Source organism: Kluyvera intermedia, from assembly GCF_034424175.1.
Lineage (GTDB): Bacteria > Pseudomonadota > Gammaproteobacteria > Enterobacterales > Enterobacteriaceae > Kluyvera > Kluyvera intermedia.
Window position 1 is genome coordinate 830,529 of record NZ_CP139986.1, and the last position, 26,587, is coordinate 857,115.

Annotated in this window: 29 protein-coding genes and 1 pseudogene; 10 read left to right on the plus strand and 20 right to left on the minus strand. The window is 52.9% G+C overall.

Annotated features, from left to right (window positions below; translation table 11 throughout):
* Positions 1-12: 12 nt before the first annotated feature.
* The 5 genes from citD to citG are packed head-to-tail and all read left to right on the plus strand — an operon-like array spanning position 13 to position 4,040.
* The gene (citD, locus tag U0026_RS03935; protein WP_062772855.1) at positions 13-306 is read left to right on the plus strand and encodes a citrate lyase acyl carrier protein; all 294 of its coding nucleotides are present in this window, start codon (positions 13-15) and stop codon (positions 304-306) included.
* The gene (gene citE / locus U0026_RS03940; RefSeq protein WP_062772858.1) at positions 303-1,178 is read left to right on the plus strand and encodes a citrate (pro-3S)-lyase subunit beta; all 876 of its coding nucleotides are present in this window, start codon (positions 303-305) and stop codon (positions 1,176-1,178) included. Before citD ends, citE begins: the two co-directional genes overlap by 4 nt.
* 10 nt (positions 1,179-1,188) lie before the next feature.
* Positions 1,189-2,706 carry a citrate lyase subunit alpha gene (citF, locus tag U0026_RS03945; protein WP_062772861.1) on the plus strand — a complete coding sequence of 506 codons (1,518 nt, stop codon included), beginning with the start codon at positions 1,189-1,191 and terminating at the stop codon, positions 2,704-2,706.
* Positions 2,707-2,710: 4 nt separating this feature from the next.
* On the plus strand, positions 2,711-3,250 hold the full coding sequence (gene citX, locus U0026_RS03950; protein WP_062772863.1) for a citrate lyase holo-[acyl-carrier protein] synthase: 540 nt from the start codon (positions 2,711-2,713) through the stop codon (positions 3,248-3,250).
* Positions 3,228-4,040 (plus strand): triphosphoribosyl-dephospho-CoA synthase CitG, encoded by an 813-nt coding sequence (gene citG / locus U0026_RS03955; RefSeq protein WP_062772866.1) that lies wholly within the window; start codon positions 3,228-3,230, stop codon positions 4,038-4,040. Before citX ends, citG begins: the two co-directional genes overlap by 23 nt.
* Before the next feature lie 169 nt (positions 4,041-4,209).
* Here the strand turns inward: citG and U0026_RS03960 are convergent, their stop codons facing one another.
* The 4 genes from U0026_RS03960 to mutY form a co-directional block, all read right to left on the minus strand.
* Positions 4,210-5,466 (minus strand): nucleoside permease, encoded by a 1,257-nt coding sequence (locus tag U0026_RS03960; RefSeq protein WP_062772869.1) that lies wholly within the window; start codon positions 5,464-5,466, stop codon positions 4,210-4,212.
* 240 nt (positions 5,467-5,706) lie between these two features.
* On the minus strand, positions 5,707-6,789 hold the full coding sequence (gene mltC / locus U0026_RS03965; protein ID WP_062772872.1) for a membrane-bound lytic murein transglycosylase MltC: 1,083 nt from the start codon (positions 6,787-6,789) through the stop codon (positions 5,707-5,709).
* A 46-nt stretch (positions 6,790-6,835) separates the two neighbouring features.
* Entirely contained in the window at positions 6,836-7,111 is a 276-nt protein-coding gene (locus U0026_RS03970) for an oxidative damage protection protein (protein ID WP_062772875.1), read from the minus strand.
* 26 nt (positions 7,112-7,137) lie between these two features.
* Positions 7,138-8,190 carry an A/G-specific adenine glycosylase gene (mutY, locus tag U0026_RS03975; RefSeq protein WP_062772878.1) on the minus strand — a complete coding sequence of 351 codons (1,053 nt, stop codon included), beginning with the start codon at positions 8,188-8,190 and terminating at the stop codon, positions 7,138-7,140.
* Positions 8,191-8,346: 156 nt separating this feature from the next.
* Between mutY and trmB the strand changes: the two genes are divergently transcribed.
* From trmB to U0026_RS03990, 3 genes are read left to right on the plus strand one after another with little or no spacing between them, the layout of a single operon-like run.
* Positions 8,347-9,066: a tRNA (guanosine(46)-N7)-methyltransferase TrmB gene (gene trmB / locus U0026_RS03980; RefSeq protein WP_062772881.1), complete on the plus strand. Its 720-nt coding sequence runs from the start codon at positions 8,347-8,349 to the stop codon at positions 9,064-9,066.
* A 1-nt stretch (position 9,067) separates the two neighbouring features.
* The gene (locus U0026_RS03985; RefSeq protein ID WP_062772883.1) at positions 9,068-9,394 is read left to right on the plus strand and encodes a YggL family protein; all 327 of its coding nucleotides are present in this window, start codon (positions 9,068-9,070) and stop codon (positions 9,392-9,394) included.
* Between the two features lie 52 nt (positions 9,395-9,446).
* Positions 9,447-10,166, plus strand: a complete 720-nt coding sequence (locus tag U0026_RS03990) for a YggN family protein (protein ID WP_062772886.1) — start codon at positions 9,447-9,449, stop codon at positions 10,164-10,166.
* Positions 10,167-10,247: 81 nt separating this feature from the next.
* On the opposite strand, the gene U0026_RS03995 is transcribed toward U0026_RS03990, so the two are convergent.
* The 8 genes from U0026_RS03995 to U0026_RS04030 form a co-directional block, all read right to left on the minus strand.
* A complete protein-coding gene (locus U0026_RS03995) occupies positions 10,248-11,549 on the minus strand; it encodes a TRAP transporter large permease (RefSeq protein WP_062772889.1) in 1,302 nt (433 codons plus the stop codon).
* Complete coding sequence (locus tag U0026_RS04000; protein WP_062772892.1) at positions 11,549-12,052, minus strand: TRAP transporter small permease; 504 nt, start codon at positions 12,050-12,052, stop codon at positions 11,549-11,551. Before U0026_RS04000 ends, U0026_RS03995 begins: the two co-directional genes overlap by 1 nt.
* Positions 12,053-12,097: 45 nt before the next feature.
* Positions 12,098-13,084 carry a TRAP transporter substrate-binding protein gene (locus tag U0026_RS04005; protein ID WP_062772895.1) on the minus strand — a complete coding sequence of 329 codons (987 nt, stop codon included), beginning with the start codon at positions 13,082-13,084 and terminating at the stop codon, positions 12,098-12,100.
* Positions 13,085-13,395: 311 nt separating this feature from the next.
* Positions 13,396-14,532, minus strand: coding sequence for a radical SAM family heme chaperone HemW (hemW, locus tag U0026_RS04010; protein WP_062772898.1), 1,137 nt, complete (start codon positions 14,530-14,532; stop codon positions 13,396-13,398).
* Complete coding sequence (locus tag U0026_RS04015) at positions 14,525-15,118, minus strand: XTP/dITP diphosphatase (RefSeq protein ID WP_062772901.1); 594 nt, start codon at positions 15,116-15,118, stop codon at positions 14,525-14,527. Before U0026_RS04015 ends, hemW begins: the two co-directional genes overlap by 8 nt.
* An 8-nt stretch (positions 15,119-15,126) precedes the next feature.
* Positions 15,127-15,417, minus strand: a complete 291-nt coding sequence (gene yggU, locus U0026_RS04020; RefSeq protein WP_062772904.1) for a DUF167 family protein YggU — start codon at positions 15,415-15,417, stop codon at positions 15,127-15,129.
* On the minus strand, positions 15,414-15,980 hold the full coding sequence (locus U0026_RS04025; protein ID WP_062772907.1) for a YggT family protein: 567 nt from the start codon (positions 15,978-15,980) through the stop codon (positions 15,414-15,416). The genes yggU and U0026_RS04025 overlap by 4 nt, the downstream gene beginning before the upstream one ends.
* A gap of 18 nt (positions 15,981-15,998) precedes the next feature.
* Positions 15,999-16,703: a YggS family pyridoxal phosphate-dependent enzyme gene (locus U0026_RS04030; RefSeq protein WP_062772910.1), complete on the minus strand. Its 705-nt coding sequence runs from the start codon at positions 16,701-16,703 to the stop codon at positions 15,999-16,001.
* A gap of 16 nt (positions 16,704-16,719) precedes the next feature.
* Between U0026_RS04030 and U0026_RS04035 the strand changes: the two genes are divergently transcribed.
* The gene (locus U0026_RS04035) at positions 16,720-17,742 is read left to right on the plus strand and encodes a type IV pilus twitching motility protein PilT (protein WP_062772913.1); all 1,023 of its coding nucleotides are present in this window, start codon (positions 16,720-16,722) and stop codon (positions 17,740-17,742) included.
* Positions 17,743-18,231: 489 nt separating this feature from the next.
* A pseudogene (locus U0026_RS04040) lies at positions 18,232-18,886 on the plus strand (LuxR C-terminal-related transcriptional regulator).
* Between the two features lie 58 nt (positions 18,887-18,944).
* On the opposite strand, the gene ruvX reads toward U0026_RS04040, so the two are convergent.
* The 8 genes from ruvX to metK form a co-directional block, all read right to left on the minus strand.
* Positions 18,945-19,361 carry a Holliday junction resolvase RuvX gene (ruvX, locus tag U0026_RS04045; RefSeq protein WP_062772916.1) on the minus strand — a complete coding sequence of 139 codons (417 nt, stop codon included), beginning with the start codon at positions 19,359-19,361 and terminating at the stop codon, positions 18,945-18,947.
* Positions 19,361-19,924: a YqgE/AlgH family protein gene (locus tag U0026_RS04050; protein WP_062772919.1), complete on the minus strand. Its 564-nt coding sequence runs from the start codon at positions 19,922-19,924 to the stop codon at positions 19,361-19,363. Before U0026_RS04050 ends, ruvX begins: the two co-directional genes overlap by 1 nt.
* A gap of 146 nt (positions 19,925-20,070) precedes the next feature.
* Complete coding sequence (gshB, locus tag U0026_RS04055) at positions 20,071-21,018, minus strand: glutathione synthase (RefSeq protein WP_062772922.1); 948 nt, start codon at positions 21,016-21,018, stop codon at positions 20,071-20,073.
* A 12-nt stretch (positions 21,019-21,030) separates the two neighbouring features.
* Complete coding sequence (gene rsmE / locus U0026_RS04060) at positions 21,031-21,762, minus strand: 16S rRNA (uracil(1498)-N(3))-methyltransferase (protein WP_062772925.1); 732 nt, start codon at positions 21,760-21,762, stop codon at positions 21,031-21,033.
* A 76-nt stretch (positions 21,763-21,838) separates the two neighbouring features.
* Positions 21,839-22,546, minus strand: a complete 708-nt coding sequence (gene endA / locus U0026_RS04065; RefSeq protein ID WP_062772928.1) for a deoxyribonuclease I — start codon at positions 22,544-22,546, stop codon at positions 21,839-21,841.
* Between the two features lie 94 nt (positions 22,547-22,640).
* Entirely contained in the window at positions 22,641-23,141 is a 501-nt protein-coding gene (locus U0026_RS04070; RefSeq protein WP_073971080.1) for a SprT family zinc-dependent metalloprotease, read from the minus strand.
* 76 nt (positions 23,142-23,217) lie between these two features.
* Positions 23,218-24,612, minus strand: coding sequence for a sugar porter family MFS transporter (locus U0026_RS04075; protein ID WP_062772934.1), 1,395 nt, complete (start codon positions 24,610-24,612; stop codon positions 23,218-23,220).
* A gap of 422 nt (positions 24,613-25,034) precedes the next feature.
* The gene (gene metK / locus U0026_RS04080; RefSeq protein WP_062772936.1) at positions 25,035-26,189 is read right to left on the minus strand and encodes a methionine adenosyltransferase; all 1,155 of its coding nucleotides are present in this window, start codon (positions 26,187-26,189) and stop codon (positions 25,035-25,037) included.
* Between the last annotated feature and the right edge of the window lie 398 nt (positions 26,190-26,587).

Consider the following 26,587-nt stretch of genomic DNA (forward strand, 5'->3'; position numbering starts at 1 on the left):
CAGGATATTATCATGAAAATCGTAAGGGAGGCGCTGGCCGGAACGCAAGAGTCCAGCGACCTGATGGTGAAAATCGCCCCCGCCGACGGCGAGCTGGAGATTGTCATCCACAGTGAAGTGATTAAGCAGTTTGGCGAGCAAATCCGCCAGGTGGTGGTGGAAACGCTGCGCGCGATGGACGTGCGTCAGGGACTGATTATCGTTGAAGACAAAGGCGCGCTGGATTGTGTTATTCGTGCGCGTCTGCAAAGTGCGGTACTGCGTGCGACGGACACGCAACAAATTGCCTGGGGGGCACTGCAATGAGCACCTTACGCCGTAGCATGCTGTTCCTGCCAGGCGCCAGCGCCGCCATGCTCTCGACCGCGTTTATCTACCGACCAGACTCGATCATGTTCGACCTTGAAGATGCGGTGGCGCTGCGTGAGAAAGATACCGCGCGCCTGCTGGTCTTCCATGCCTTGCAGCACCCGATGTACCAGGACATTGAAACCGTTGTCCGTATCAACCCGCTGAGCACGCCGTTTGGTCTGCTGGATCTGGAAGCCGCGGTTCGTGGCGGTGTGGATGTGATTCGCCTGCCGAAAACCGACACTCCGGAAGATATCTTTGAACTGGAAGGCCATCTTGAGCGCATTGAACGCGAGTGTGGCCGCGAGGTGGGCTCAACCCGCGTGATGGCGGCGATTGAGTCAGCCATTGGCGTCATTAACGCCGTGGCGATTGCCCGCAGCTCGCCGCGTCTTATCGGTATTGCGCTGGCCGCATTTGATTACGTGATGGATATGCAGACCGAACGCGGTGACGGCACCGAGCTGTTTTACGCTCGCTGCGCCGTGCTGCACGCGGCTCGCGCTGCTGGTATCGATGCCTTCGACGTGGTGTGGTCAGACGTGAATGACGAAGCTGGCTTCCTGCGCGAAGTCGAGCTGATTCGCAAAATGGGCTTTAACGGTAAATCGCTGATTAACCCACGCCAGATTGACCTCTTACACAATGCCTACGCGCCAACTCAGCAGGAAGTTGACCATGCACAGCGCGTGATTGAAGCGGCAGAAGAGGGCGCACGTAATGGGCTGGGCGTGGTATCGCTCAACGGAAAAATGGTGGATGCGCCGATTATCGACCACGCGCAAAGGGTGCTCGAACGTGCGGCGGCTTCCGGCGTGCGTCGTTAAGGATAAAACAATGAATCAGACAGAACTTCTTCATGAGAATTTTCCCCATCTTCGGGCGTTAAAACCGTTCACCGGTGCTCACAGCGCAACGCCGTGGCTGGCCGATATGGACGCAAAACATCACCGCAAACTGTGCGAGTCGGTGGAACAGGCCGTTCAACGCAGCGGCCTGAAAGATGGCATGACTATTTCGTTCCACCACGCTTTTCGCGAAGGCGATCGGGTGATTAATAGCGTAGTGGCGACATTAGCGCAGATGGGCTTTAAAAATCTGACGCTGGCTTCCAGCTCGCTAATGACCTGTAACGACGCGCTGATAGAGCATATCGAAAGCGGTGTTATCACCCGCATCTATACCTCCGGGATGCGCGGCAAGCTGGCGGATGCCATCTCCCACGGGCTGATGGATGAACCGGTGCAAATCCACTCACACGGTGGCCGCGTGAAACTGTTGCAAGACGGTGAGCTGAATATCGACGTGGCGTTTCTTGGCGTGCCATGCAGCGATGAGTTTGGCAACGCTAACGGCACCCACGGCAAGTCCTGCTGCGGCTCGCTGGGTTACGCGATGGTTGATGCCCACTTTGCGCGCAAGGTGGTGTTACTGACCGAAGTACTGGTGCCGTTCCCCAATATGCCCGCCAGCCTGGTGCAGGATCAGGTGGACTACATTGTGCAGGTTGAGAGCGTTGGCGACCCGGCGAAAATTAGCGTCGGCGCGGCGCGAGTCACCAGTAACCCGCGTGAGCTGATGATTGCCCGCTATGCAGCGGACGTTATCGAACACTCGGGCTACTTCACCGCCGGTTTTTCCATGCAGACCGGTTCTGGTGCGGCGGCAACCGCCTGTACGCGCTTTATGGAAGAAAAGATGGAGCGCAGCGGCGTCACGGCTCGCTTTGCGCTGGGCGGTATTACCGGCGGGCTGGTGGATCTGCATGAAAAAGGACTGATTGAAAAGCTGCTGGATACCCAGTGCTTTGATGGTCAGGCCGCGGCTTCACTGGCGCGTAACCCGAATCATGTTGAGATCTCGACGAATGTCTACGCCAATCCGGGAAGCAAAGCGGCCAGTTGCGACCAGCTTGATGTGGTGATCCTGAGTGCGCTGGAGATTGATGTCGATTTTAACGTTAACGTGATCACCGGTTCCGACGGCGTGATGCGCGGAGCTTCCGGCGGTCACTGCGACGTGGCAGCCGCTGCCAATCTGACCATCGTGGTCGCGCCATTGCTGCGCAGCCGTATCCCAACGGTGGTGAAACGCGTAACCACGCGCCTGACGCCGGGGGAGAGCATCGACGTGCTGGTCACCGACCATGGTATCGCGGTTAACCCAGCGCGCCCGGAAATCCGCGAGCGGTTGCTGGCGGCGGGGCTGAAAATCGTCGATATCGACATGCTCTATGCCCGTGCGGTTTCGCTGACCGGCCTGCCTAAACCGATTGAGTTCACCGATAAAATTGTCGGTGTGATCCGCTACCGTGACGGCAGCGTTATCGACACCGTTCGTCAGGTGAAGGAGTAACGTTATGACGACAATGACACCCGTACGCACGGGTGTCAGCCTGGAGGCGCTGCTGGCGGCGAAAGAGAGCCGTGCAGCGCGCCAGGCTGACTGGTTGACGCACTATCAACAACCGATTATCTCGCTCACGCTGGTGACGCCGGGTGCGGTCAAAAATAGTCAGCGCTACCGCAATACGATGGGGGTGGCGCTGCAAATGTGCGATCAGCTGCTGTGGCAAAACGGCTGGACGGTGCTTGACCGTCAGGTGCTGTGGTTGCCAACCGGGCCGGAAGCAATGTGGTGTGTGGCGCACCAAGCGCCGGAGATGAAAGCACACTGTGCGGCGCTTGAGCAGACTCACCCGCTAGGAAGGCTGTGGGATCTGGACGTCATCTGCCCGCAGGCCGGTCACATCGGACGGTTATCATTAGGACGGCATCTGCGCCGCTGTTTGATTTGCGATGAGCCTGCACATGCCTGTTCCCGCTCGCGTAAACATCCGGTGGATGAGGTTGTGGCCTGCGTGGAGAAGATGATTGATGATTGGTTCCATCGCGACTAAACCGCGCGTCATTGACGTGCCTGCCCTCGCTGAAGAGGCGCTGTGGCAAGAGCTGGAGTTGACGCCAAAACCGGGGCTTGTTGACCTGCGGAATAATGGCGCACACCGGGATATGGACCATGCGCTGTTCGTGCGTAGCATTGCAGCGATTACCCCGTGGTTTTCGCGCTTTGCCGAGCTAGGGGGCACTTATGCGCACCTGCCTGCAAGCGAACAGCTCCGGCTGATTCGGCCAATGGGTATCGCTTGTGAACAGGCGATGTATGCGGCAACGGGCGGGGTGAATACCCATAAAGGCGGCATCTTCGCGCTGGGGTTATTGTGTTTTGCTGCCGGGCGTCTGGGAGAGGTCAATCAGGCGAGTTTGTGCCATGAAGTGAGCGCAATTTGCCAGGGGCTGGTGGCGCGTGAACTGGAGGAACGCACGACGCAAGCGACCGCTGGGGAGCGGCAGTTTCATCAGTTTGGTCTGACCGGCGCTCGCGGAGAGGCACAGAGCGGGTTTGCGACGGTGCGCCGCGTGTTACCCGGTTGGCATTGCGCGCATCCTCATATGCTACTGCTGCGCCTGATGGCGACGAATCAGGACAGTAATCTGGTATCGCGTGGTGGGATAAGCGGGCTGCGTTATGTACAGGAATATGCGCAACGGCTGCTGGCGCAGGGGTGGGATGAGCGTGCGTTAGCGGTGATGGATGATGCGCTGATTGCGCGGAATTTAAGTCCTGGGGGCAGTGCGGATTTGCTGTCGGTGGGATGGGTGTTGTCTGGAGTAACCCCCTCACCCTAACCCTCTCCCCGTGGGGGAGAGGGGACCGTTAGGTGTGGTTTGTAACTGCGGTGCGCAGGATGCATTTCCCCTCCCTCCAAAGATGAGAGGGGGCCGTCAGGTGCGGTTGTTTGGGTTGGTTTTCTCCCTCTCCCCTTTGGGGAGAGGGCCGGGGTGAGGGGCTGGCACCTTAGTGCGCTACCGGCACCGCACCCGGCGCAACGCGCTCATGTTTGTATTTAAACAACCCAACAAACGCCACCGCCAGTACCAACGAGTAGGCCGCGAAGATCAGCCAGACGCTCTGCCAGTCGGTAATGCCGTTCACGGTGTACATCTCAACTACTTTACCGCTCGCCATACCGCCAAGGATGCAACCAAAACCGTTGGTCATCATCAGGAACATCCCCTGTGCGCTAGCACGAATTTCAGGGCGAACCTCTTTCTCAACGAACACTGAACCGGAGATGTTGAAGAAGTCGAAGGCGCAGCCATAAACAATCATCGACAGTACCAGCAGCACGGTACCAAAGGCTGATGGGTCACCGTAGGCGAACAGACCAAAGCGCAACATCCACGCGAAGATACTGATCAACATAACGTTCTTAATACCGTAGCGGCTTAAGAAGAACGGAATGGTGAGGATAAACAGCGTCTCGGAAATCTGTGAAATCGACATCATCACGGAAGCATGCTGCACGATAAAGCTGGTGGCAAACAGCGGGTCTTTATCGAAGCTGTGCAGGAAGGTGTTGCCGAACATATTGGTGATTTGCAGTTCTGCGCCCAGCATCATGGAGAAGATGAAGAAAATCGCCATACGCTTATTTTTAAACAGCGCAAACGCATCCAGACCCAGCATGCTGCTCCAGCTCTGTTTCTGCTGCTGGTTAGAGACCGGAATATGCGGCAGCGTCAGGGTAAACAGCGCCAGCACCACAGATAGCGCAGCACCGATATAGAGTTGCATATGGCTGAGTTCGAAGCCGGAGAAGCTGACTGCCCACATCGCCAGAATGAAGCCGATAGTGCCCCAGATACGAATTGGCGGGAAGTCGGTCACAATGTCCATACCGGCTGTTTTCAGGCGGTAGTAGGAGATGGTGTTAATCAGGCCAAGCGTTGGCATATAGGCCAGCGAGTTCAGCAGGATAATCATAAACATGGCACTTGGCGTGGTCACCTCGGCGGCCATAAACAACGTACCGGCGCCAACCAGGTGACAAATTGCGTAGACCCATTTGGCGCTGATCCACTTATCCGCCACGATGCCCAACAGCGTCGGCATAAAGACGGCAGCAATCCCCAGCGAGCTATAAACCGCGCCGATAGAGGCACCGTCAAACTTAAGCGTCACAAACATGTATGAGCCCAGCGTGGTCAGCCAGCTCCCCCAAAGACAGAACTGCAGAAACGACAGTATCTTAAGCTGCAGCTTCAAATTCATGTTATTTTCCTCACAAAATTAGCCGTGTGATGTATGACTAGTCACATTCAAGGATGATATTTGCGCTGATTCTATCAATGGCATTAATGAAACATTGTTAAGCGCCGCATAAAATTGCAATTATTTTTACTTTGCACAACGAATTAGTGACAAAAGTAACATTTTTGTGAGGATTGGTGAGGCGATGACCACCTTATTCTGAATACTCAGGAACAAGGTGGTCTGGTCTTGTGAGAATTGTTACTTGCGGCGATAGCCCTTCTGGGCTGAATTTACCTTATAAAGATAACGGCGCGATTCCGCAGACGGATGGCGGGTGGTCAAGGTCTGGTAAACGTCACCCGGTGACATATTGTTGATGAGATTAGCCGCCTGCACCTTATCGCTTGAGAAGACGCGGAGCACGCTACCCGCGCCGCCGTTATAGGCCGTAATCACCGCATAACGCCGCGATGTTGGGTTGCTGATCCCACCAAGATAGACATTGTTGAGTATCGCCAAATAAGCGGTGCCGGTATCAATATTGCTGGCTGGATCAAACAGGAAGCTGCGGCTCGGCGTGCCGGACTTACCCTGCGAACGGAAGACGTCTTTACCGGCGGTATGCTGTACCACCTGCATCAGCCCCATCGCATCAGAACGACTGACCGCATACGGGTTGAAGGAGGATTCCGTCTGCATAATCGCCAGGATCAGCGACTCATCAATACCGTACTTGCGTGACGCCTGACGCACCATACCGAGGTATTTATGCGCACGCTTATCGAGGTGGTTCGGCACCAGATTAATGGTGATGCTGTAGATAATATGCAGGCCGCTGCTGCGTTTTTTCATCCGCGTTTGCAGCAGATAGTCAGCGAAACGCTCTGCGCGCCACTGCCAGCGAATGGCTTCGCCGTTGTTATCAACGACCTGACCATACAGGAACGGTTCTTTAGAGATCTGGATATCGTCGGCGTCGGAGTACAGGTCAACCGAACCTGGATCGTCACCCATTAATAAGGTGGTGATGATTGCCTGACGCAGTCGTACGGCAGGGTCGGTGCCAGCGATAGTTTCAACGGTAATGGTACCGTCGTCGAAGTTGATGTGGCTACGCGTTTGGTAGCCATCGGTGTACTTCACGTAGTCCTTAGGACCCGCTATCAGTACCTCGTTAAAACCCCAAATGTTTTCAATGTTGTGGGCGAATTGTCCCATCAAAATATCAAAACCGTTGGTGTCTTTTACCCACGCCTCGTTATAGGTATCGCCTTTTTTATTCGAGGAGCAAGAGACAAGCAGGGGCGCGATTAACGCCAGAGCATAAAGTTTTTTCATCATTTCGGGAGCGCGTGTTGTTGTGTTGTCCTAAAGGGCGGTGATTCCCTTACTGCTTTTCAGGCGGCGTGTAGCCTTCAATGTGCACATCTTTACCTTCAAACAGGAAATTGATCATTTCCTCTTCCAGTAATTTGCGATGCTCCAGATTCATCATATTGAGTTTCTTTTCATTGATGAGCATGGTCTGCTTGTGCTGCCACTGTTTCCAGGCTTCTTTGGAAATCTCGTTATAAATGCGTTTGCCCAGTTCGCCCGGGTACAGCTGAAAATCCTGCCCTTCAGCGTCTTGTTGCAGGAAGGTACAAAAAATCGTTCTGCTCATAATAAATCCTCTTATGTCGCCGAATGCTAAACAGGTGAATCGGCGCGTAACTGCTGCAACAGGCGCTCAACCGGTGCGGCCAACCCCACGGAGGGTGGCTGGGCTAAGTTATACCAGAGAGCGTTGCCTTCATCCATGCATGACGTGAATGAGGACACAGTAAGCCACATTGGCACAATGTCCAGATGGAAATGGCTGAAAGTGTGGCGGAACGCGGTGTGCTGAGTCAGTGAGTCAGCGGGGATCTGCCGCTCGGCAAGCCAGTCGCGTAGCGCGTCTTCATCGGCAAACTGCGGGAAACAGTATAGACCGCCCCACAGACCGCTCGGTGGACGCTGCTGTAAAAATACCTCGCGTTCGTGCTGCATCATCAGAAAATAGCCGGTGCGTTCCGGTATCGTCTGCTTGGGTTTTTTACCCGGATACTGCGCCCAGCTATTGTTAGCAGACGACATGCAGCCGTTATCGAGCGGGCACAGCGAACACTTAGGCTTTGAGCGCGTACAGACCATCGCACCCAAATCCATCATTGCCTGATTAAAGCGCGATACGCCGAGAGCGGGAGTGACTTTTTCGCTGATATCCCACAACTGCTTTTCGACCTCTTTTTTGCCCGGCCAGCCGTCCACGGCGTAGCAGCGTGCCAGCACGCGCTTAACGTTACCGTCGAGAATCGGGAAATGTTTGCCGAGCGACAATGATAAGATTGCCCCGGCGGTTGAGCGCCCGACGCCCGGTAGCGCAACCACTTCATCAAAGGTTTCCGGGAAGCGCCCCTGATGCAGCGTGGCTACCTGCTGCGCCGCTTTATGCAGATTGCGCGCGCGAGCGTAGTAACCCAGCCCCGTCCACAGATGCAGTACGTCGTCCAGCGGGGCGTTCGCGAGATCGGTAACGGTTGGAAAGCGTGACATAAACCGTTCAAAATAGGGGATAACTGTGGCAACCTGCGTTTGTTGCAACATCACCTCAGACAGCCATACTTTGTAGGGCGTCTTTTCAATTTGCCAGGGCAGGGTTTTACGCCCGTATTTGTCGTACCACTCCAGCACCTGGGCTGAAAATTGCGAGGCTTGCATGGTCAAAACAGAGATTCCGATGTCGCGCTAATAAGGGGCCAAATTGCAGCACAGCGGCACTATGCTGTAAACAGGAACTTTCCGGTGCTTGCATCCGGCAACTAACTTTGGATAATGCCCGTTTCCCGAACACTCTCACAAGCAGACTTAATTTTTATGAAGAACGACGTCATTTCACCGGATTTTGATGAGAACGGTCGCCCACAGCGCCGTATTCGTAGTTTTGTTCGTCGCCAGGGGCGACTGACGAAAGGGCAGGAGCACGCGCTGGAAAACTACTGGCCGGTGATGGGCGTTGAGTTCAGCGAAGAACCTGTCGACTTCGCCGCACTGTTTGGTCGTGAAGCGCCAATTACGCTGGAAATCGGTTTTGGTATGGGCGCTTCGCTGGTGGCGATGGCCAAAGCGCGCCCGGATCACAACTTCCTCGGCATTGAAGTGCACTCTCCGGGCGTGGGCGCATGCCTGGCATCGGCCCATGAAGAGGGTGTCGATAACCTGCGCGTGATGTGCCACGATGCGGTGGAAGTGCTGATCAAGATGATTCCAGATAATTCCCTGAACATGGTTCAGCTCTTTTTCCCTGACCCGTGGCACAAAGCGCGTCATAATAAGCGCCGTATCGTTCAGGTTCCGTTTGCCGATCTGGTGAAAAGCAAACTGAAGCTGGGCGGCGTGTTCCATATGGCCACCGACTGGGAAGCCTATGCTGAACACATGCTGGAAGTGATGTCTTCTATGGACGGATATCTGAATCTGTCTGAAAGCAAAGATTATGTACCGCGCCCAACATCGCGCCCGGTAACCAAATTTGAACAGCGTGGTCATCGTCTTGGCCACGGCGTATGGGACTTAATGTTCGAGAGGGTGAAATAAAATGGCAAAGAATCGTAGCCGTCGTTTGCGTAAAAAAATGCACATCGATGAATTCCAGGAAGTGGGTTTCTCTGTAGCATGGCGTTTCCCGGAAGGGACGAGTGCTGAGCAGATCGACCAGTACGTCGATCAGTTTATCGATGAAGTTATCGAGCCAAACAAGCTGGCCTTTGATGGCAGCGGCTATCTGGCCTGGGAAGGTCTGATTTGCACTCAGGAAATTGGTAAGTGCACTGAAGATCATCAGGCTCAGGTTCGTAAATGGCTGGAAGACCGCAAATTCGAAGAAGTGCGCACCAGCGAACTTTTCGACGTTTGGTGGGACTAATATCCTATACGGGGCCAGCATTTGCTGGCCCGATTTGTCTAAAGGGAAAGTAATGATGCGCAAAACGCTGCTGGCGGCAGTTCTCACCTTCACGGCGATGTCCGCCCACGCTGACTATCAATGCAGCGTCACCCCCCGCGATGATGTCGTTATCAGCCCGCAAACCGTGCAGGTGAAAGGCGAGAACGGCAATCTGGTGATTACCCCAAGCGGTGATGTCACCTTCAACGGTAAAGCCTACACGCTCAGCGCAGCCCAGCGCGAGCAGGCGAAAGATTATCAGACCGAGCTGCGCAGCGCGCTGCCGTGGATTGACGAAGGTGCGCTCACACGCGTTGAGAAAGGCCGCGTGGCGCTGGATAAAATCATCGCCAAAGAAGTGGGTGAAAGCAGCAATATGCGTGGTCGCCTGACCAAGCTTGACGCCCAGCTCAAAGAGCAGATGAACCGGATTATTGAGCATCGTACCGATGGTTTAACCTTCCACTATAAAGCTATCGATCAGGTACGTGCCGACGGTCAGCAACTGGTGAATCAGGCCATGGGCGGGATCCTCCAGGACAGCATTAATGAGATGGGCGCTAAAGCCGTTCTCAAAGGTGGCGGTAACCCGCTGCAGGGTGTTCTGGGCAGCTTAGGCGGCCTGCAAACCTCGATCCAAAATGAGTGGAAAAACCAGGAAGCCGATTTCAAGGCCTTTGGTAAAGATGTGTGCAGCCGCGTGGTGTCTCTGGAAGACAACCGTAAAGCGCTGGTGAAAACGCTCAAGTAAGCTCTTATCGGCTACCTGCTCCCGCAGGTAGCCAGAATCAGATTTCGTTTATCCGTCTCCCCTTGCAGATTCCGTATAAGGTTACATCAGCCCCAGTAGCTGTGGAATAAACAGCGAAATTTGCGGGATATAGGTAATCATCATCAGCGCGACCAGCAGTGCGGCGTAGAACGGTAGCAGCGGTTTAATCAGCTGCTGGATCTTCACCCCGGAAATCGAGCAGCCAACAAACAGCGCGCTGCCTACCGGCGGCGTCAGTAATCCAATACACAGGTTAGCGACCATCATGATCCCGAAGTGTACCGGGTTCATTCCCAGCTCTTCCGCGATAGGTAAGAAGATCGGCGTGAAGATCAGCACTGCCGGGGTCATATCCATAAAGATACCGACGATCAACAGTACGATGTTGATAAGCAGCAGGATCACCATCGGGTTTTCAGAGATCCCCATCAGTGTGTCACTTATCATGTAAGGGATGTCCGCATTGGTCATCGCCCACGACATTCCGACAGAAAAACCGATCAACAGCAGGACGATTGACGTGGTGACTACTGAGTCCAGAATCAGTTTGGGTAAGTCACGCCATTTCACTTCACGGTAAATCATCACCGACAAAATAAAGGTGTACACCACTGCGATAGCGGAAGCCTCGGTCGCGGTGAAAATGCCGCCCAGAATGCCGCCCATCACGATAATCACCAGCAGCAAGCTCGGCAGTGCATCCAGGAACGCTTTTGCCGCCTGAGCGCAGGTTGGGCGCTCTGATACCGGATAACCGCGACGTTTGGCGATAACAGCGCACACCACCATAATCGCTAGCCCCATCAGGATGCCCGGTAAATAGCCCGCCATAAACAGCGATGCCACCGACACGCCACCGGCGGTAAGAGAAAAGACAATCAGCACGTTTGACGGTGGGATTAACAGTCCGGTGATACATGAGGATACGTTGACTGCCGTCGAGAATGCAGGGTCGTAACCTTTTCTGGTTTGGATGGGATGCAAAGTTCCACCCACTGCCGCCGCTGCGGCAACGGCTGAACCCGAAATTGAACCAAACATCATATTGGCAAGAACGTTAACATGGCCAAGCGAGCCCGGCACGCGGCCAACCATGACCTGCGCCAGGTTTATCAAGCGTATCGCAATTCCGCCGCTGTTCATTAGCGTACCGGCAAAGATAAAGAAGGGGATTGCCAGCAAAGCGAAGTTGTCGAGCCCGTTTGCCAGGCGCTGAGAAACGGTGATAACGGCGATATCCCATGGGAACATGAGCAGCATCGAGGCGACGGTAGCGATACCGATAGAAAATGAGATCGGTACGCCAATAAACACCAGTACGAAGAAAGAACCAAAAAGCGTTAGTGCAATATACCCATCCATCAGCAGGCTTCCTCTGTCTGTTTCAGGCTAAGTAAGCCATTGGTAATAAACCACAATGCGTAAAACATCATGACGATGCCGGTCAGCGGCAGGATCAAATAGACGTAGCCCATCGGGATCTGCATAGCGGCTGAAACCTGGGAAGTCGCCAGCGTTTTAGCTATAAGCTTCACGCCGCCGGTGACAATCACCGCGCCGGAGAAGACAAAGATGAGCAGGTTAATGACCACGCCAAGCAGCTTTTGTTTACGCGGGTTAACGGACATCGCCAGTAGATCAATAGACAGATGACGCTGCGCACCGACGGTGTAGGCTGCGCCGAGCAGGCCAACCCAGATCATCAGAAAGCGAGCCAGTTCATCGGTGAGCGTGCTGGGTTGGTTTAGGACATAGCGGCTGAAGACCTGCCAGACGACGCAGACAACCAGCGCGATCATCACCGCGACCGAGAATGCAGCGATCACGTGGTCCACCGCTTGTTTAACGCGGGTAAATAGTCTCATGGGGTATCCTGGTAAAAGCGGGCCAGGGACTGGCCCGAAATATTTTTACTGCGCGGCAGCTTCAAATTTGGCCAGCAGTGCGGCCTGTTTTGGGTCTTTGCTGAAATCATCAAATAGCGGTTGGACGGCGGCGCGGAACGGCGCTTTGTCGACTTTAATAATTTCGCCGCCCATTGCTTTAGCCTGGGCGCGAGTGTCGGCGTCAATTTTAGCCCACAGTGTTTGCTGATAGGCTTCAGATGCTGTCGCGGCTTTTGCAAGGATCTGCTGCTGTTCAGGCGTCAGCTTGTCCCAGCTTTTGGTGGAAATCACCAGGAAGTCTGGAATGGACGCATGCTCATCTTCGGAGAACACTTTGGCAATTTCGATATGACGGGTTTGCACCCAGGACGGCACGTTATTTTCAGCACCGTCGACCACGCCCTGCTGCATTGCGGTATAAACTTCACCGAATGAGATTGGGGTGGGTGAGCCGCCCATTAATTCAATCATTTTAATCGTGGTTGGGCTTGCCTGAACGCGAATTTTCAAACCTTTTAAATCTTCTGGTTTGGTTATCGGTTTTTTGGCATAGAAGCTACGCGTTCCGGCAACATAAGCGGAAAGGGCAAAGAAACCTTTCTCTTTAGTGGAATCCATAATTTCTTTACCGACCTCGCCAAAGACGACTTTATTAAAGTGAGTCTGATCTTTAAATAAGAACGGTAAATTATAAATAGCATAAACATTATCGAAGGATTCAAGATCGCTGGCAGAACCTTTGGTCATATCCAGCGCGCCGTTTTGCAATAATTCCATGGTTTCACGCGCGCTGCCCATTTGGCTGCTGGGATAAATACGGATGGTCATCTTGCCGTCGGAGAGTTGTTTAACTTCTTTGGCCATTTGCTCGAAAGCCTGGTGCACAACGTGGCTGCGTTCAAGGTTGTGCGCCAGCTTCAGCGTCACTTTTTCTGCGGCACTGGCACCGGCAGAAATCAGGGTCAACAAAGACGCGCAGACCAGCGTTTTCGTAAAAGAGAGAGGTTTCATTAATAGGCTCCATGCACATTTATTATAGCGGTATATATCTATCAGGATAATATGTCTTTCTGTATGACATATTATCCTGGTTGTCTGACAACTTTACGCTACCACTCTCACATTTTTTCATTATCTACGCATTTAATGCGATTTTTGTGCGCTGGGTTATATTAATGTCTTATGCGAATAGGGCTATTAATATTTAATTGAAATGTTTTTATCGAAACTATTCGGGAATTATATTTTGAATGATTCGGTTAAAGCGAGTGATGTAATTCGCCATTATTCATTGCTCGATAATGGCGAATTATCAGGACGGTTTATTCGCTGAGAAATAATTCCAGAAGGGAATTTAAAAACAGTTTACCGTGTTCAGTAATCTGCCAGTACTGCTCACACTCGGTCAGGTAGTTCTGTGCTAGCGCTTCATCAAGCTGCGCCCGAATCACACTTTCATCAAGTCCGGTATAGGCGCTGAATTCGGCACGCGGTGCCGGTTCAAGCAGACGGAAGCGGTTCATAAAGAACTCAAACGGTTTATCGCTGTTTTCAACATCGTGCTGGCGTTCCAGATAACGCCCTTCCATATAGCCACGCGGATGACGGGTTTTTGCCGTGCGCAAAATGCGTCCGTCCGGGAAAGTGACTTTGCCATGTGCGCCACAGCCGATACCGAGGTAGTCACCAAAACGCCAGTAGTTGAGATTGTGCTGGCACTGGTAGCCCGGTTTGGCATAGGCCGAGGTTTCATATTGCTGATAGCCTGCAGCGGTCAGCAATTGATGGCCCTGCTCGAAGATATCCCACAGGTCATCGTCGTCCGGTAATACCGGCGGCCGCGAGCCGAATAGGGTATTGGGTTCGATGGTCAGCTGATACCAGGAGAGATGCGGTGGGGCCAGTTCAATGGCCTGACGCAAATCGTCCAGCGCCTCTTCCAGCGACTGATCCGGCAGGCCGTGCATCAAATCGAGGTTAAAGCTGCGCAGTCCCAGACCGGTCGCCAGATGCGCCGCGCGCTTGGCTTCTTCCGGGCCGTGGATACGTCCCAGACGCTTAAGTTTGGTCTCGCTAAAGCTCTGAACGCCAATTGAGATGCGATTAACGCCCGCGCGTTGATATTCAACGAAGCGGTCAGCTTCCACCGTACCTGGATTGGCTTCCATGGTAATTTCGGCATCTACGGCCAGCGTCAAACGTGCACGCACACCGTCAAGCAGTGTCTGCATTGCCGGGCCTGACAGCAGGCTTGGCGTACCACCGCCGATAAAAATGGTTTTGACTTCACGCCCCTGCGCATAGGCCACGTCGGCATCTAAATCGCTCAGCAGATGCTGTACGTAGTCGTCGTGCGGCACTTCACCTTTCAGTGCATGCGAGTTGAAGTCGCAGTACGGGCATTTCTGCACGCACCACGGAATATGAATATAGAGACTCAGTGGAGGCAGATTAACCATTACGCAGGGCTTCCAGTAACTGCTTCAACGCCTGCCCACGATGCGAGATGGCAATCTTCTCTTCACGCGTCAGCTCGGCGGCAGTCTTACCTTCAGAAGGTACAAAGAAGATAGGATCGTAGCCAAAGCCACCGGCACCGGCAGGTTGGCGAGCGATCACGCCCGGCCAGCGACCGTGGCATACCAACGGTGTCGGATCTTCTGCATGGCGCATATACACCAGCACACAGTGGAACTGTGCCTGACGCTTATCGTCGGGAACGTCTTTCAGGGTTTCCAGCAGCTTTTCGAGGTTCTGCTGGTCGGTGGCATCCACGCCAGAGTAACGCGCGGAATAGATCCCCGGTGCGCCACCGAGCGCATCTACGGCTAAACCTGAGTCATCAGCGATGGCCGGTAGACCGGTAATCTGTGCTGCATGACGCGCTTTCAGAATCGCGTTTTCGATGAAAGTCAGCCCGGTCTCCTCAGCTGACTCAACGCCAAGCTCCGTTTGGGCGACGATATCAAGACCAAAATCGGCGAGCAGCGAGGCGAGCTCGCGCACTTTACCGGCATTACCGGTAGCGAGGACAACTTTTTGCATGGGGAATCCTAATTTAGCAGGGCGTCGACACCCGAAGGGATCTGTTGCGGATGAATAATTTTAACCTGTTTATGTCGCCCCAGTTCACCTTTCTCGATGACAACCTGACTTTTGGCGACCTTAAACTGTTTGGCGAGGTACTTCACCAGATAGGCATTGGCTTGCCCATCCACGGGTGGGGCGGTGATGGCGACTTTTAACTCGTCGCCATGTTCACCCACTATCGCGTCACGGCTGGCTTTGGGCTGGATATACAGCCGCAAAACCAGCCCGTCATCACAAGGTGTGACGGCACTCATAGTGCCATCCACAGCCCCGGCAGCAGGACGTTACCGGTCGCCTGGAGTAATTCAGCGATACCGATATTAATTACGTACAGCAGCAGTACCAGCACCATTGGCGAGAAATCAATTCCCCCCATTGACGGCAGCAGACGACGGATAGGACGCAGCAGCGGCTCGGCCAATTGCATCAGCACGAATTCAACCGGGCTACGACCCTGGCTGACCCAGCTCATGATAGCCATCAGCAGCAGCACCCAGAAAATGAGCAGGCCAACCGTTTTCAGCAAAATCAGGACAGCTGAAATCCAGATTATTGGCTGGAAGGTGATAACCATAAACAGCACGATGGCTTTTAGCACACACAGCACAAAAGCCAGCAACAGCGAGGAGCTGTCCAGTGGCCCCATTGGCGGGATGAGACGACGCAGCGGTCCCACAACCGGCTGAGTAATTTTCACCACGAACTGGGAGAATGGGTTGTAAAAATCACAGCGCGCCCACTGCATCCAGACGCGCAGCAGTAGCACCATTGTGTACAGTTCAATGACTGTAGAGAGCAGGAAGGTCAACGTCTTCATGGCGTTCCTTGAGGTTCCTTATTTTTTTGAGTAATCACGCGCACCGAAAATCGCGGTGCCGATGCGTACCATTGTACTACCAGCCGCGATGGCGGCTTCCATATCATCAGACATACCCAGAGATAATGTGTCTACGGTTGGGTAATCCGTTTTGAGTTGGGCAAATGCTACCGCCATTTGGCTGGCGACGGCAAATTGCCGGTCATATTCGTGTTCCGGTGCGGGGATGGCCATCAGCCCGCGCAGGCAGAGATTCGGCAGTGCGGCAATTTCAGACGCCAGCGCACCAAGAGCTTCAAGCGCAATACCTGATTTACTCTGTTCATCGCTGATGTTGATTTGAATAAGCACATTGAGCGGCGGCATCTGTGCTGGGCGCTGCTCGCTTAAGCGAACCGCAATTTTCAACCTGTCGACGGTATGACACCAGTCAAAATGCTCGGCGACGAGGCGACTTTTGTTGGACTGCAACGGGCCAATAAAGTGCCATTGCAATGCCTTCTCGCCTTTCTCGCGGAAGTGGCAGATTTTCTCAACCCCTTCCTGGACATAGTTTTCACCGAATGCGGTCTGGCCTGCGGCAATCGCTTCTTCGACGGCGCTCGCAGGTTTAGTTTTACTGACTGCAAGCAAGGTGACTTCTTCACGAGCACGGCCGCAACGTGTTGTTTCCGCTGAGATTTTATCCCTGACCTGTGCCAGGTTATGCGCAATATCGTTCATATGTTCTGGTGGGTCTATGGATATACAAGAAATCGTGACGCTTAGTGTAAAGCATAATGTCTCCGATCTACACCTGTGTAGCGGCGGTATGGCTCGTTGGCGCAGGGCTGGAAGACTCGAAAAGGCGCCATTTTGTGCGCCGGAGCCGCAAGTGTTGTTGTCGGACTGGCTCAGTGATGCACAAAGCCAGGAGTGGCAGCAGCGCAGACAGCTCGATTTTGCGCTTACGCTGGATGACTGTCCGCGAATGCGCGCCAGCGCCTATGCTTGTAACGGCGGCATTTCGTTAGTACTTCGTCTATTACCAACCCGTTGCCCAACGCTTGAGCAACTGCATACGCCTGTGGCGCTAGCGGAACTGCTGCATGAGGAAAGTGGGTTGATTCTGGTTACCGGGGCGACGGGCAGCGGTAAATCAACCACGCTGGTCGCGATGGTTGACTATCTAAACCATCATCTCGCGGGTCATATTCTGACGCTGGAAGATCCGGTTGAGTTCTTGCATGCCAGTGGTCACTGTCTGATTTCACAACGTGAGGTCGGCCAACACGCGCCGTCGTTTGCTGAGGCGCTGCGGGTGGCTTTGCGTCAGGACCCGGACGTTATCTTGCTGGGCGAGTTGCGGGACAGTGAAACCATTCGATTGGCCTTAACCGCTGCGGAAACCGGGCATCTGGTACTGGCAACGTTACATACCCGTGGGGCGGCCCAGGCCATTGAACGTCTGGTTGATGTTTTCCCTGCCTCTGAGAAAGAACCGGTTCGTAGCCAGCTTGCCAGCAGCTTGTGCGCTGTGTTAGCACAAAAATTACAGGCAGATGGCGGCGGCGGACGCGTGGCCTTGTTCGAGCTGTTGGTGAATACGCCCGCCGTCGGCAATCTTATTCGTGAGGGGAAAACCCATCAACTTGCTGGTGTGATGCAGACCAGTCTCCAGTCAGGCATGCAGACCTTTAGCCAAAGCTATCAGCAGAGGCTTAAGGCTGGGATGCTGCAAAAGGCGGAAGATAAATCGTTTCCTCTCAGTCCAGTCGTCTGATTCATCATTCAGATTGTTATCCTGAAACAACTCTGGCGCTATCACATTGCTTTTATGGGTAATGTGATGAGCGCATGGTTTTTAAATTAATATCTGTTTAATAACTCAATTAATGTCCATATTTGTGAATTGTCTTTTTATCACTGTTGCATTAATGTTCTTTTTTGTGATTACAGCGTGATTTTTTATCGGGCGGAAATAAAACTTCCTACGACATTTATTCTAATAGTTTTATAGTGAGTAAGCCGCAAGGATGAGAATAATGTAATTGGCGCATTACATTATGTTGCGTAGACTTACAAAAAAAGGGTGATATTGTTTTGACACTTCTAAGGTCTTCGTTCTATGCTATTTGTGTAATTAGGACTAATCTTATGAAATAAAATTTCACATTTAGAGAGGCCCTTATTATTAATGGTATTAGGTTTGCCTTTGCTTTGAGTTATTTAAACACCATGATGGTGGACATAAACTATGGAGAGTTTCGAAATGTTTGAAGTGACAGAGAGTGTATCTAATTCCCGCAAGATTATCCTAATCACCCATCCGTCAGTACAAGCAAATGCGTTTGCAAACTATCTCACTGAATTACTTTCAGTTTCTGTAGATGTTCATAACATCAACAAACCGCTGACGCACCGCCACAACAAGGGCGTGGTGGTATTGTTTGATATCGCCGTATCCAACAAAAAAACTGAACGGTATCTGGCGAGATATTATCCGCACCCAGTTTGATTGTCCGCGCCTGCTGATTATTAATAGCGCGCAGAAGTATGAATTATACGAAATGGCTCAGTGGCCAGCATTGTACGGCGTTTTCCGTCATGACGACGAGGAATCGCGCTTAATTGAGGGCGTCAAAGCGGTCTTAAACGGCGAGCAGACGGCTGAATTGAGCGTGATGCACCCGGCAATGTACGCAGTAGAACAGACTCCTGAAACACATGACAGCGTACCGCTGACCGAACGTGAATGCGAAATTCTTAATGAATTACGCCACGGCGCAACCAATATGGATATTGCACGCGCGCTGTTCATCAGTGAAAACACCGTACGTACTCACCTGTATAATGTATTCCGCAAATTAAGTGTGAAAAACAGAACCCAGGCAGTCAGTTGGGCGAATGAAAATCTGCGTCACTAATTCTCAATAACCGCATATTCTGGTGAGTTCCCGGGACGTTATCCCGGGAGCCGTCAGTCTAGAAGCCTTGCTCAAAAAAACTTTCCAGAATCACTACCGCAGACGCGGAGTCAACGCTGCCTTTATTCAAGGCACGAAATCCACCTTGCTCAAATAAACCGGCGCGAGCCTCAACGGTGCTTAAACGTTCATCATGCAGCGTAATGGCGACACCAAAACGGCCGTGAATTTTATTGGCAAAGTTTCGTGCGCGCGCGGTGAGCGGTTGCTCGCTGCCGTCCATATTTAGCGGCAGGCCTACCACCACTGTCTCCGGCTGCCATTCTTTTAGCAGACGGGCAATGATGTTCCAGTCCGGTGTACCGTCCTGGGCTTTTATCGCGGTCAATGGACGGGCGGTGCCGGTAATTCGTTGGCCAATAGCAACGCCAATGCTGCGGGTACCAAAATCAAAAGCCAGCAGTGTTCCACTCATTATGCGTGCCCCGCAGCGCCTGACATGGTCAGGATGTTGATACCAATCAGTTTCGCTGCGTCTTTCCAGCGGTCGCTAATCGGTGTTTTAAACAGGATATTTAAATCTGCTGGCGCGGTAAGCCAGGCGTTATCGAGGATCTCTTGCTCCAGCTGACCTTTTTCCCACGAGGCGTAGCCCAGCGCGACCAAGACATCAGCGGGCTGGCGTTCTGTGCCCAGCGTCTCCAGAACATCACGGGAAGTTGTCACAATCGTATTATCGGAGATACGGATGCTTGAAGAAAACGATGCTGGTGGCGTATGCACGATGAAACCACGATCTTCAGCCAGCGGTCCGCCCAGCATGACCGGTTTATCCAGACGAATGGCAGGATCGCGCGGATCGGGCGTGATCTTTAGTTTTTCGAGAATGCCTTCAATCTGTAGGTTATCGAGCGGTTTATTAATGATAATCCCCATCGCACCGTCGTCGTTATATTCGCAGATATAGACCACGGAACGGCGGAAGATAGGATCCTGAAGGGATGGCATAGCAATGAGAAAATGATGCTGTAAATTCATTATCAGAGATTCTTGTCCTGTTTCAAAAAGCAGCAGCGCCCAGTATGAGGGGAAAGTATACTGCTGTCACCAGGCTTGCCTGCGTACATCCAGGACTAAAAGCCGGGTTGGCGGCGGGTTCCCTCCCGCCGTTTAAAGACAACATATTATTTTTGCAGACGTTTTTCAATCGCATCCATCAGCATGCCGGTAATCGAAATCGGATATTCCGCTTCGATTTCACGCACGCAGGTTGGACTGGTGACGTTAATTTCTGTCAGGCGGTCACCGATAATATCGAGGCCGACAAAGATAAGGCCTTTGGCTTTCAGCGTCGGGCCGACTTTACGCGCGATAGCCCAGTCGCTTTCACTTAATGGACGCGGTTCACCACGACCCCCAGCGGCCAGATTGCCACGGGTTTCGCCGCCCTGTGGAATACGCGCCAGGCAGTAAGGCACCGGCTCACCGTCAATCACCAGCACGCGCTTATCGCCGTCTTTGATGGCAGGCAAGTAGTTCTGCGCCATGCAGTAGCGGCTACCCAGCTCGGTCAGCGTTTCGGCAATCACGCCAATATTTGGATCGCCTTCCTTCACACGGAAGATGGATGCGCCGCCCATGCCATCAAGCGGTTTCATGATGATGTCGCCGTGTTGTTCCCAGAAGGCTTTCAACTGAGCTTTATTACGCGTCACCAGAGTTTCCGGCGTCAGGTCGGAGAACCAGGCGGTAAACAGCTTCTCGTTACAGTCACGCAGGCTCTGCGGTTTGTTAACGATAAGCGTGCCTTTCTCTTCGGCGCGCTCAAGGATATAGGTGGCGTAGATGAATTCAGTATCGAACGGTGGATCTTTACGCATCAGAACGACGTCGAGATCGGCCAGTTTAATATCTTGCTCGCTGCCAAACTCGTACCATTTATCGTAGTTCTGCTCAACGTTCAGCAGACGCGTACGCGCGTGCGATTCACCGTTTAGCAGATACAGATCGTTCATCTCCATATAATGGAGTTCATAACCGCGACGTTGTGCTTCCAGCAGCATAGCGAAGCTGGTGTCTTTCTTGATGTTGATGCTTGCGATGGGATCCATCACGATGCCGAGCTTGATCATTATTGTTCTCCTTTAACCCAGGTCGCCAAAGCGCACTTGCAGTGCGGTGATGGCGGTGAGTGCGGTAGTCTCTGTGCGCAAAACGCGAGGCCCCAACAGAATATCAGTAAACAGGTAACGTGCGGTCATGGCAATTTCATCCGCTGACAGGCCGCCTTCCGGGCCAATCAGTAAACGCACGCGCTCAACCGGCTTTGGCAGCGTGTTGATGCTGGCGCTGGCGCGCGGGTGCAGGTTGAGCTTAAGCGCATCATCTTGCTCGGCACACCAGTCTTCAACATCCATCGCCGGGCGAATTTCGGGCACCACGTTACGGCCACACTGCTCGCAGGCGGCAATGGCGATTTTCTGCCACTGCTGAAGCTTCTTATTCAGACGCTCGGCATCCAGTTTAACCCCGCAGCGCTCAGAAAAAAGTGGCGTAATGAGGCTTACACCCAGTTCTATCGATTTCTGGATAGTGAATTCCATTTTATCGCCCCGCGACATCACCTGGCCGAGGTGTATATGGACCGGGGATTCGCGATTATCCGGCTCGCCACGCTGGATCTCGACCATTACGTTCTTCTTATTCGCGTCGGTGATGACCGCGTCAAAAACCTGATTGCTGCCATCGAACAGCTGAATTTCCTGGCCCTTGCCCATGCGTAGTACGCGGCCAACGTGGTTAGCGGCATCATCGCACAGCGGGATCTGCGTACCGACGGTTATCGGTTCCGGGTGGTAAATGCGGGGGATACGCATAGTCTGACTTCCATCTGTGGCTATGCCCTCGCAATAGAAGAGGGCAGGAGAAATGAATGATTGCCGCTAGTGTAGGTTAGCTCTTTTGTGCCTGGCAAGCCTGCAGCACATATGGATTATGATTGCCCTGAACTTTGGCGATGCGCTGGTCGCGCTGGCACTCCCACTCACTGACCGGATACATTTTATCCCACGCGTTGAATAGCTGGGTTTGTTGGCGGGATAAGTTCAGGTTGTAACGGTCGCGCATATAGAAGTAGATACGGGCGATAGCCCCGCGGGAGCGCGCCGGTGGCTCGGCCACTTTACCTTTAAAATCCACCTTCATGCCGCATTGACCATATTGGCCCTCGCCGCCATTCCACTGACTGTACATAAAGTTCGCTCGATCGCCGTTAACCTCACCGACGGCGGGTTGCAGGTTATGCATATCGCTTTCTATTTTGCGATATTCCGGGTCTTTGGCGCAGTTCTTTCTGCCACCGTCCTGCCAGCATTGACGCTGATGACCAAACTGCCAGGCAGGAACCACATGTTCCCACTCAACGCGACTCGCACGGTTCTCATTTTTACGCACTTTATAGCCGCACGATTCGAGATCGATGACGCCTTTCTTGCCCTGCCAGTTGATTTTACAGCCGCAGTAGAAGTCACCGGGGACGTCATTGTTGATCTTTACCCCGGCGGTTTTGGCCTGAGAAAAACTGTGGATACCTTCGGCCAACGCCTGACCCGAGAGTGCCGTCGCCAGAAACGCGGCGGCAAAAGACAATTTACGGTACATCACGAACTCCATCTCAAAACGAGCCCGCAACGTAACGAATGTGGTTGTCAGATGCAATCAGTTAGAACGGAAAACTTCCTGAAATTTCCAATAGTTACATTTCTGCAACTAATGGCTCACCGCAGTGGACGCAGCGGTAGGTGGCTTCGCCGCGCAGTACGCGATTATGGCGGCGTACGGTGAGCTGGTGCAGCTGGCAGCTGCAACGGTAGGGATAGGTTTGACGACGAATGGAGTCCAGTTCGAATTGATGCGTACGACGTGCCGGAACGCCAAGCACGTTCTCCATCATCCATTTCCACTCTTTACCGTGCGGCGCGACACGACCAAAGTGTTTCCACACCAGTAGGTGCGCCAACTCGTGCGGCACTACCTCATCAATAAAGGCCTGCTGGTTTTCCTGTAACAGTACCGGATTCAGGCGAATTTCATACTGTTGCAGCCAGGCTGTACCAGCCGAAGTGCCGCGCTGTTGGTAAACCAGCTTAGGTTCAGGATAGTTCCGGCCCAGTGCCAGGTTAGCCTGGGCGAGTTTTTCTCGCAGGCTGCGCATGACGTTTTGCTGGATGGCGATAGGAATTCGAGGGGTTTTCATAACGGCTGAGGATAGAATGTGAGGCGGGGCGGTGCAAGAGGAAGCTTCCCCCCGTTGGGAGGAAGCGTCAGTCAGGTTAGTCGCGGGCGCCAATTTCGCGCAGTGGACGGCCCTGCATCAGGTTACGTTCAATGTGTTCCAGAGAGACGTTTTTGGTTTCTGGAATCAGCCACAGAGTCAGGAAGATGAACAGCACGTTCAGGCCGCCGTACACCCAGAAGGTGTTGGCGCTGCCCAGTGAGTTCAGCATGGTCAGGAAGGTTGCCCCGACGATCATGTTGGCAATCCAGTTGGTGGCCGTTGAGCAGGTGATACCAAAATCACGGCCTTTCAGAGGCTGGATTTCAGAGCACAGTACCCAAATCAGCGGACCGGCACTCATGGCGAAGCCAACGATAAACATCAGCAGCATAAGAACCGCAGTGTACTGCGCCGCAGCAGAGTGGATGCCGACATGCATCATGGTACCCAGCACGCCCATGCCCACAGCCATCACGATAAAGCCCAGAATCAGCGTAGGCTTACGACCCCAACGGTCAACCAGACCGATGGCGATAAAGGTGGCAAGCACGTTGGTCAGACCCACGACAACGGTGCCCCACATCTGCTCGGTAGTATTGGTGTAACCCGCCAGTTCAAAAATCTTCGGCGCGTAGTACATGATGACGTTCATGCCGGTGAACTGTTGCATCACCTGCAGCAGTACGCCGAGGAAAACCGCACGGCGGAAGTTGCTATTTTCTTTAAACAGCGCCCAGCCGCTTTGTTTCACCTTCAAACTTTCACGGATTTCATCCAGCTCACGTTTTGCTTCGGCGCTGGTATCACGCAGACGCAACAGAACACGTTCAGCATCGTTAAAGCGACGTTTTGCCGCAAACCAACGTGGGCTATCTGGTAGGAAGATAACACCAACCAGCAGCAGAATTGCAGGGATGATGATAACACCCAGCATCCAGCGCCATGCGCCGGTGTAGCTGAAGGCGGTATCGGAGAGGTAGGCACCGAGAATACCGATGGTGATCATCAACTGATACATGGAAATCATGCTGCCACGGATTTTCTCCGGCGCGATTTCAGACAGGTATAGCGGTGCGGTGTAGGACGCGACGCCAACGGCCAAACCTAACAGTACGCGGGAGAGCAGCAGAACTTCAACGTTCGGTGCGGCGGCAGAGAACAGAGAACCGGCGACGAACAGAATCGCCCCGATCATCAGGCTTTTTCTGCGTCCCAGTCGGAAGGAGAGCCAACCGCTGCCGACGGCACCAACGGCGGCACCAAACATCATCGAACTCACAACCCACTCTTGTGTATGAGCACTGAGCTGGAAATCGGTCGTAATGAAGGGTAGAGCACCGGCAATAACGCCGATATCAAGGCCGAACAGCAGTCCGGCCAGAGCGGCTAAGAAACAGACAAAGAAGGTCATTGTCTTGTTAGAGCGACCCTGTTTTTTATTGTTAGGCATTATGCCCTCCAGTTGAGTCATTGATTTTGTAGATGGTTAGGGTAGGAGACTACGACGTAAAAAAATGTGATAACAATCACGACTGTGTAATCGGTTACACTGGTCTTTTGGTTGATTTTTTGTTAATGGTAAATAAAATCAGTATGTTATGTGTGTTTTGGATAAAGTAAAAAGATCAATAATGAGATTTTACTGAAACACGAAGCATTAATATGAAAAGCTGTTTCATGGTTATTACCTGAGGCTTGCATGGCGGGGGTGAATTAATGTAATCGCTTTCACAGAATTGTATGGAAGTGTAACTTGTTACATAAAAGATATGAATGCTATGGCGCTGATATTTCCCCCGGCGTCGCTGCTCCCAGAGTGACAAGCATAAAAAAAGCCAGCACGAAGCTGGCTTTCATCAAAACGGATGAACCTTATTTCAGGCCAGCCGCTTCGCGCAGCTGTGCTGCTTTGTCGGTTTTTTCCCATGGGAAATGTTCGCGACCGAAGTGACCGTAAGCTGCTGTCTCTTTGTAGATTGGGTGCAGCAGGTCGAGCATCTGAATCAGGCCGTATGGACGCAGGTCGAAGAACTCACGTACCAGCAGGGTCAGCTGTTCAGTTGGCACTTTCTCGGTACCGAAGGTTTCCACCATGATAGAGGTAGGTTCTGCCACGCCAATAGCGTAGGAAACCTGAATCTCACAGCGGTCAGCCAGACCGGCAGCCACGATGTTTTTCGCGACATAACGTGCAGCGTATGCGGCAGAGCGGTCAACTTTTGATGGATCTTTACCTGAGAATGCACCGCCGCCGTGACGCGCCATGCCGCCGTAGGTATCCACGATGATTTTACGACCGGTCAGGCCGCAGTCGCCCATTGGGCCACCGATAACGAAACGACCGGTTGGGTTGATGAAGAATTTGGTCGACGTGTTCAGCCATTCAGTTGGCAGAACGGGCTTGATGATCTCTTCCATCACCGCTTCTTGCAGTGATTTCTGGTCGATGCTTTCTGCGTGCTGAGTGGACAGGACTACCGCATCAATACCCACGATTTTGCCATCATCATACTGGAAGGTTACCTGGCTTTTTGCATCCGGACGCAGCCACGGCAGGGTGCCGTTTTTACGCACTTCAGCCTGACGCTGCACCAGACGGTGGGCGTAGGTGATTGGCGCAGGCATCAGCACGTCGGTTTCGTTGGTTGCATAACCAAACATCAGACCCTGGTCGCCCGCGCCCTGTTCCAGCGGATCGGTGCGGTCAACGCCCTGATTGATGTCCGGAGACTGTTTACCAATTGCGCTCAGTACTGCACAGGAGTTGGCATCAAAGCCCATATCCGAATGCACATAGCCAATCTCGCGAACGGTCTGACGGGTGATCTCTTCGATATCAACCCATGCGCTGGTGGTGATTTCACCGCCGACCAGCACCATACCGGTTTTGACGTAGGTTTCGCACGCTACGCGAGCTTTCGGATCCTGTTCGAGGATCGCATCCAGCACGGCGTCAGAAATTTGGTCCGCAATTTTGTCAGGATGCCCTTCGGATACAGACTCGGACGTAAAAAGGTGTTTTGCCATATTTAATATCACCCAATAGGAATTTGGTTAGCTCAAACTGTCGTGCCGTTTCGTCACGATGGAGGATTCTACCATGGACTAACAGACTGTTGTCACTGGAAGTCTGAGTGTTAATCGGTATAGATGGATTAACATCTGGACGGCTATTTTAGGTCACTTGTTTATCGCATTGCCAGTTTTTTTTGAGGTAGCTCGCATTCTGCCAGGTTATGACATGGCAATTTTTCCTGACACCGTTGGCAATGTGCGTATTTATCTTTTGCATTTTTATCGGCTTATCGGTATAAAACGCCGCGCGCGGCTCATACCAAAGCTCATGTCATTTTCGACGTGTTGCCACTTCCAGCCGGGCTAAACTTTTACGTTGGCTTGTGGATCGTCTTTCGGGGCGGTCGTGG

Coding starts and splice junctions, on each gene's coding strand:
- citD (WP_062772855.1), top strand. CDS start 13: ATGAAAATCGTAAGGGAGGCGCTGGCCGGAACGCAAGAGTCCAGCGAC.
- citE (WP_062772858.1), top strand. CDS start 303: ATGAGCACCTTACGCCGTAGCATGCTGTTCCTGCCAGGCGCCAGCGCC.
- citF (WP_062772861.1), top strand. CDS start 1,189: ATGAATCAGACAGAACTTCTTCATGAGAATTTTCCCCATCTTCGGGCG.
- citX (WP_062772863.1), top strand. CDS start 2,711: ATGACGACAATGACACCCGTACGCACGGGTGTCAGCCTGGAGGCGCTG.
- citG (WP_062772866.1), top strand. CDS start 3,228: ATGATTGGTTCCATCGCGACTAAACCGCGCGTCATTGACGTGCCTGCC.
- U0026_RS03960 (WP_062772869.1), bottom strand. CDS start 5,466: ATGAATTTGAAGCTGCAGCTTAAGATACTGTCGTTTCTGCAGTTCTGT.
- mltC (WP_062772872.1), bottom strand. CDS start 6,789: ATGATGAAAAAACTTTATGCTCTGGCGTTAATCGCGCCCCTGCTTGTC.
- U0026_RS03970 (WP_062772875.1), bottom strand. CDS start 7,111: ATGAGCAGAACGATTTTTTGTACCTTCCTGCAACAAGACGCTGAAGGG.
- mutY (WP_062772878.1), bottom strand. CDS start 8,190: ATGCAAGCCTCGCAATTTTCAGCCCAGGTGCTGGAGTGGTACGACAAA.
- trmB (WP_062772881.1), top strand. CDS start 8,347: ATGAAGAACGACGTCATTTCACCGGATTTTGATGAGAACGGTCGCCCA.
- U0026_RS03985 (WP_062772883.1), top strand. CDS start 9,068: ATGGCAAAGAATCGTAGCCGTCGTTTGCGTAAAAAAATGCACATCGAT.
- U0026_RS03990 (WP_062772886.1), top strand. CDS start 9,447: ATGATGCGCAAAACGCTGCTGGCGGCAGTTCTCACCTTCACGGCGATG.
- U0026_RS03995 (WP_062772889.1), bottom strand. CDS start 11,549: ATGGATGGGTATATTGCACTAACGCTTTTTGGTTCTTTCTTCGTACTG.
- U0026_RS04000 (WP_062772892.1), bottom strand. CDS start 12,052: ATGAGACTATTTACCCGCGTTAAACAAGCGGTGGACCACGTGATCGCT.
- U0026_RS04005 (WP_062772895.1), bottom strand. CDS start 13,084: ATGAAACCTCTCTCTTTTACGAAAACGCTGGTCTGCGCGTCTTTGTTG.
- hemW (WP_062772898.1), bottom strand. CDS start 14,532: ATGGTTAATCTGCCTCCACTGAGTCTCTATATTCATATTCCGTGGTGC.
- U0026_RS04015 (WP_062772901.1), bottom strand. CDS start 15,118: ATGCAAAAAGTTGTCCTCGCTACCGGTAATGCCGGTAAAGTGCGCGAG.
- yggU (WP_062772904.1), bottom strand. CDS start 15,417: ATGAGTGCCGTCACACCTTGTGATGACGGGCTGGTTTTGCGGCTGTAT.
- U0026_RS04025 (WP_062772907.1), bottom strand. CDS start 15,980: ATGAAGACGTTGACCTTCCTGCTCTCTACAGTCATTGAACTGTACACA.
- U0026_RS04030 (WP_062772910.1), bottom strand. CDS start 16,703: ATGAACGATATTGCGCATAACCTGGCACAGGTCAGGGATAAAATCTCA.
- U0026_RS04035 (WP_062772913.1), top strand. CDS start 16,720: ATGGATATACAAGAAATCGTGACGCTTAGTGTAAAGCATAATGTCTCC.
- ruvX (WP_062772916.1), bottom strand. CDS start 19,361: ATGAGTGGAACACTGCTGGCTTTTGATTTTGGTACCCGCAGCATTGGC.
- U0026_RS04050 (WP_062772919.1), bottom strand. CDS start 19,924: ATGAATTTACAGCATCATTTTCTCATTGCTATGCCATCCCTTCAGGAT.
- gshB (WP_062772922.1), bottom strand. CDS start 21,018: ATGATCAAGCTCGGCATCGTGATGGATCCCATCGCAAGCATCAACATC.
- rsmE (WP_062772925.1), bottom strand. CDS start 21,762: ATGCGTATCCCCCGCATTTACCACCCGGAACCGATAACCGTCGGTACG.
- endA (WP_062772928.1), bottom strand. CDS start 22,546: ATGTACCGTAAATTGTCTTTTGCCGCCGCGTTTCTGGCGACGGCACTC.
- U0026_RS04070 (WP_073971080.1), bottom strand. CDS start 23,141: ATGAAAACCCCTCGAATTCCTATCGCCATCCAGCAAAACGTCATGCGC.
- U0026_RS04075 (WP_062772934.1), bottom strand. CDS start 24,612: ATGCCTAACAATAAAAAACAGGGTCGCTCTAACAAGACAATGACCTTC.
- metK (WP_062772936.1), bottom strand. CDS start 26,189: ATGGCAAAACACCTTTTTACGTCCGAGTCTGTATCCGAAGGGCATCCT.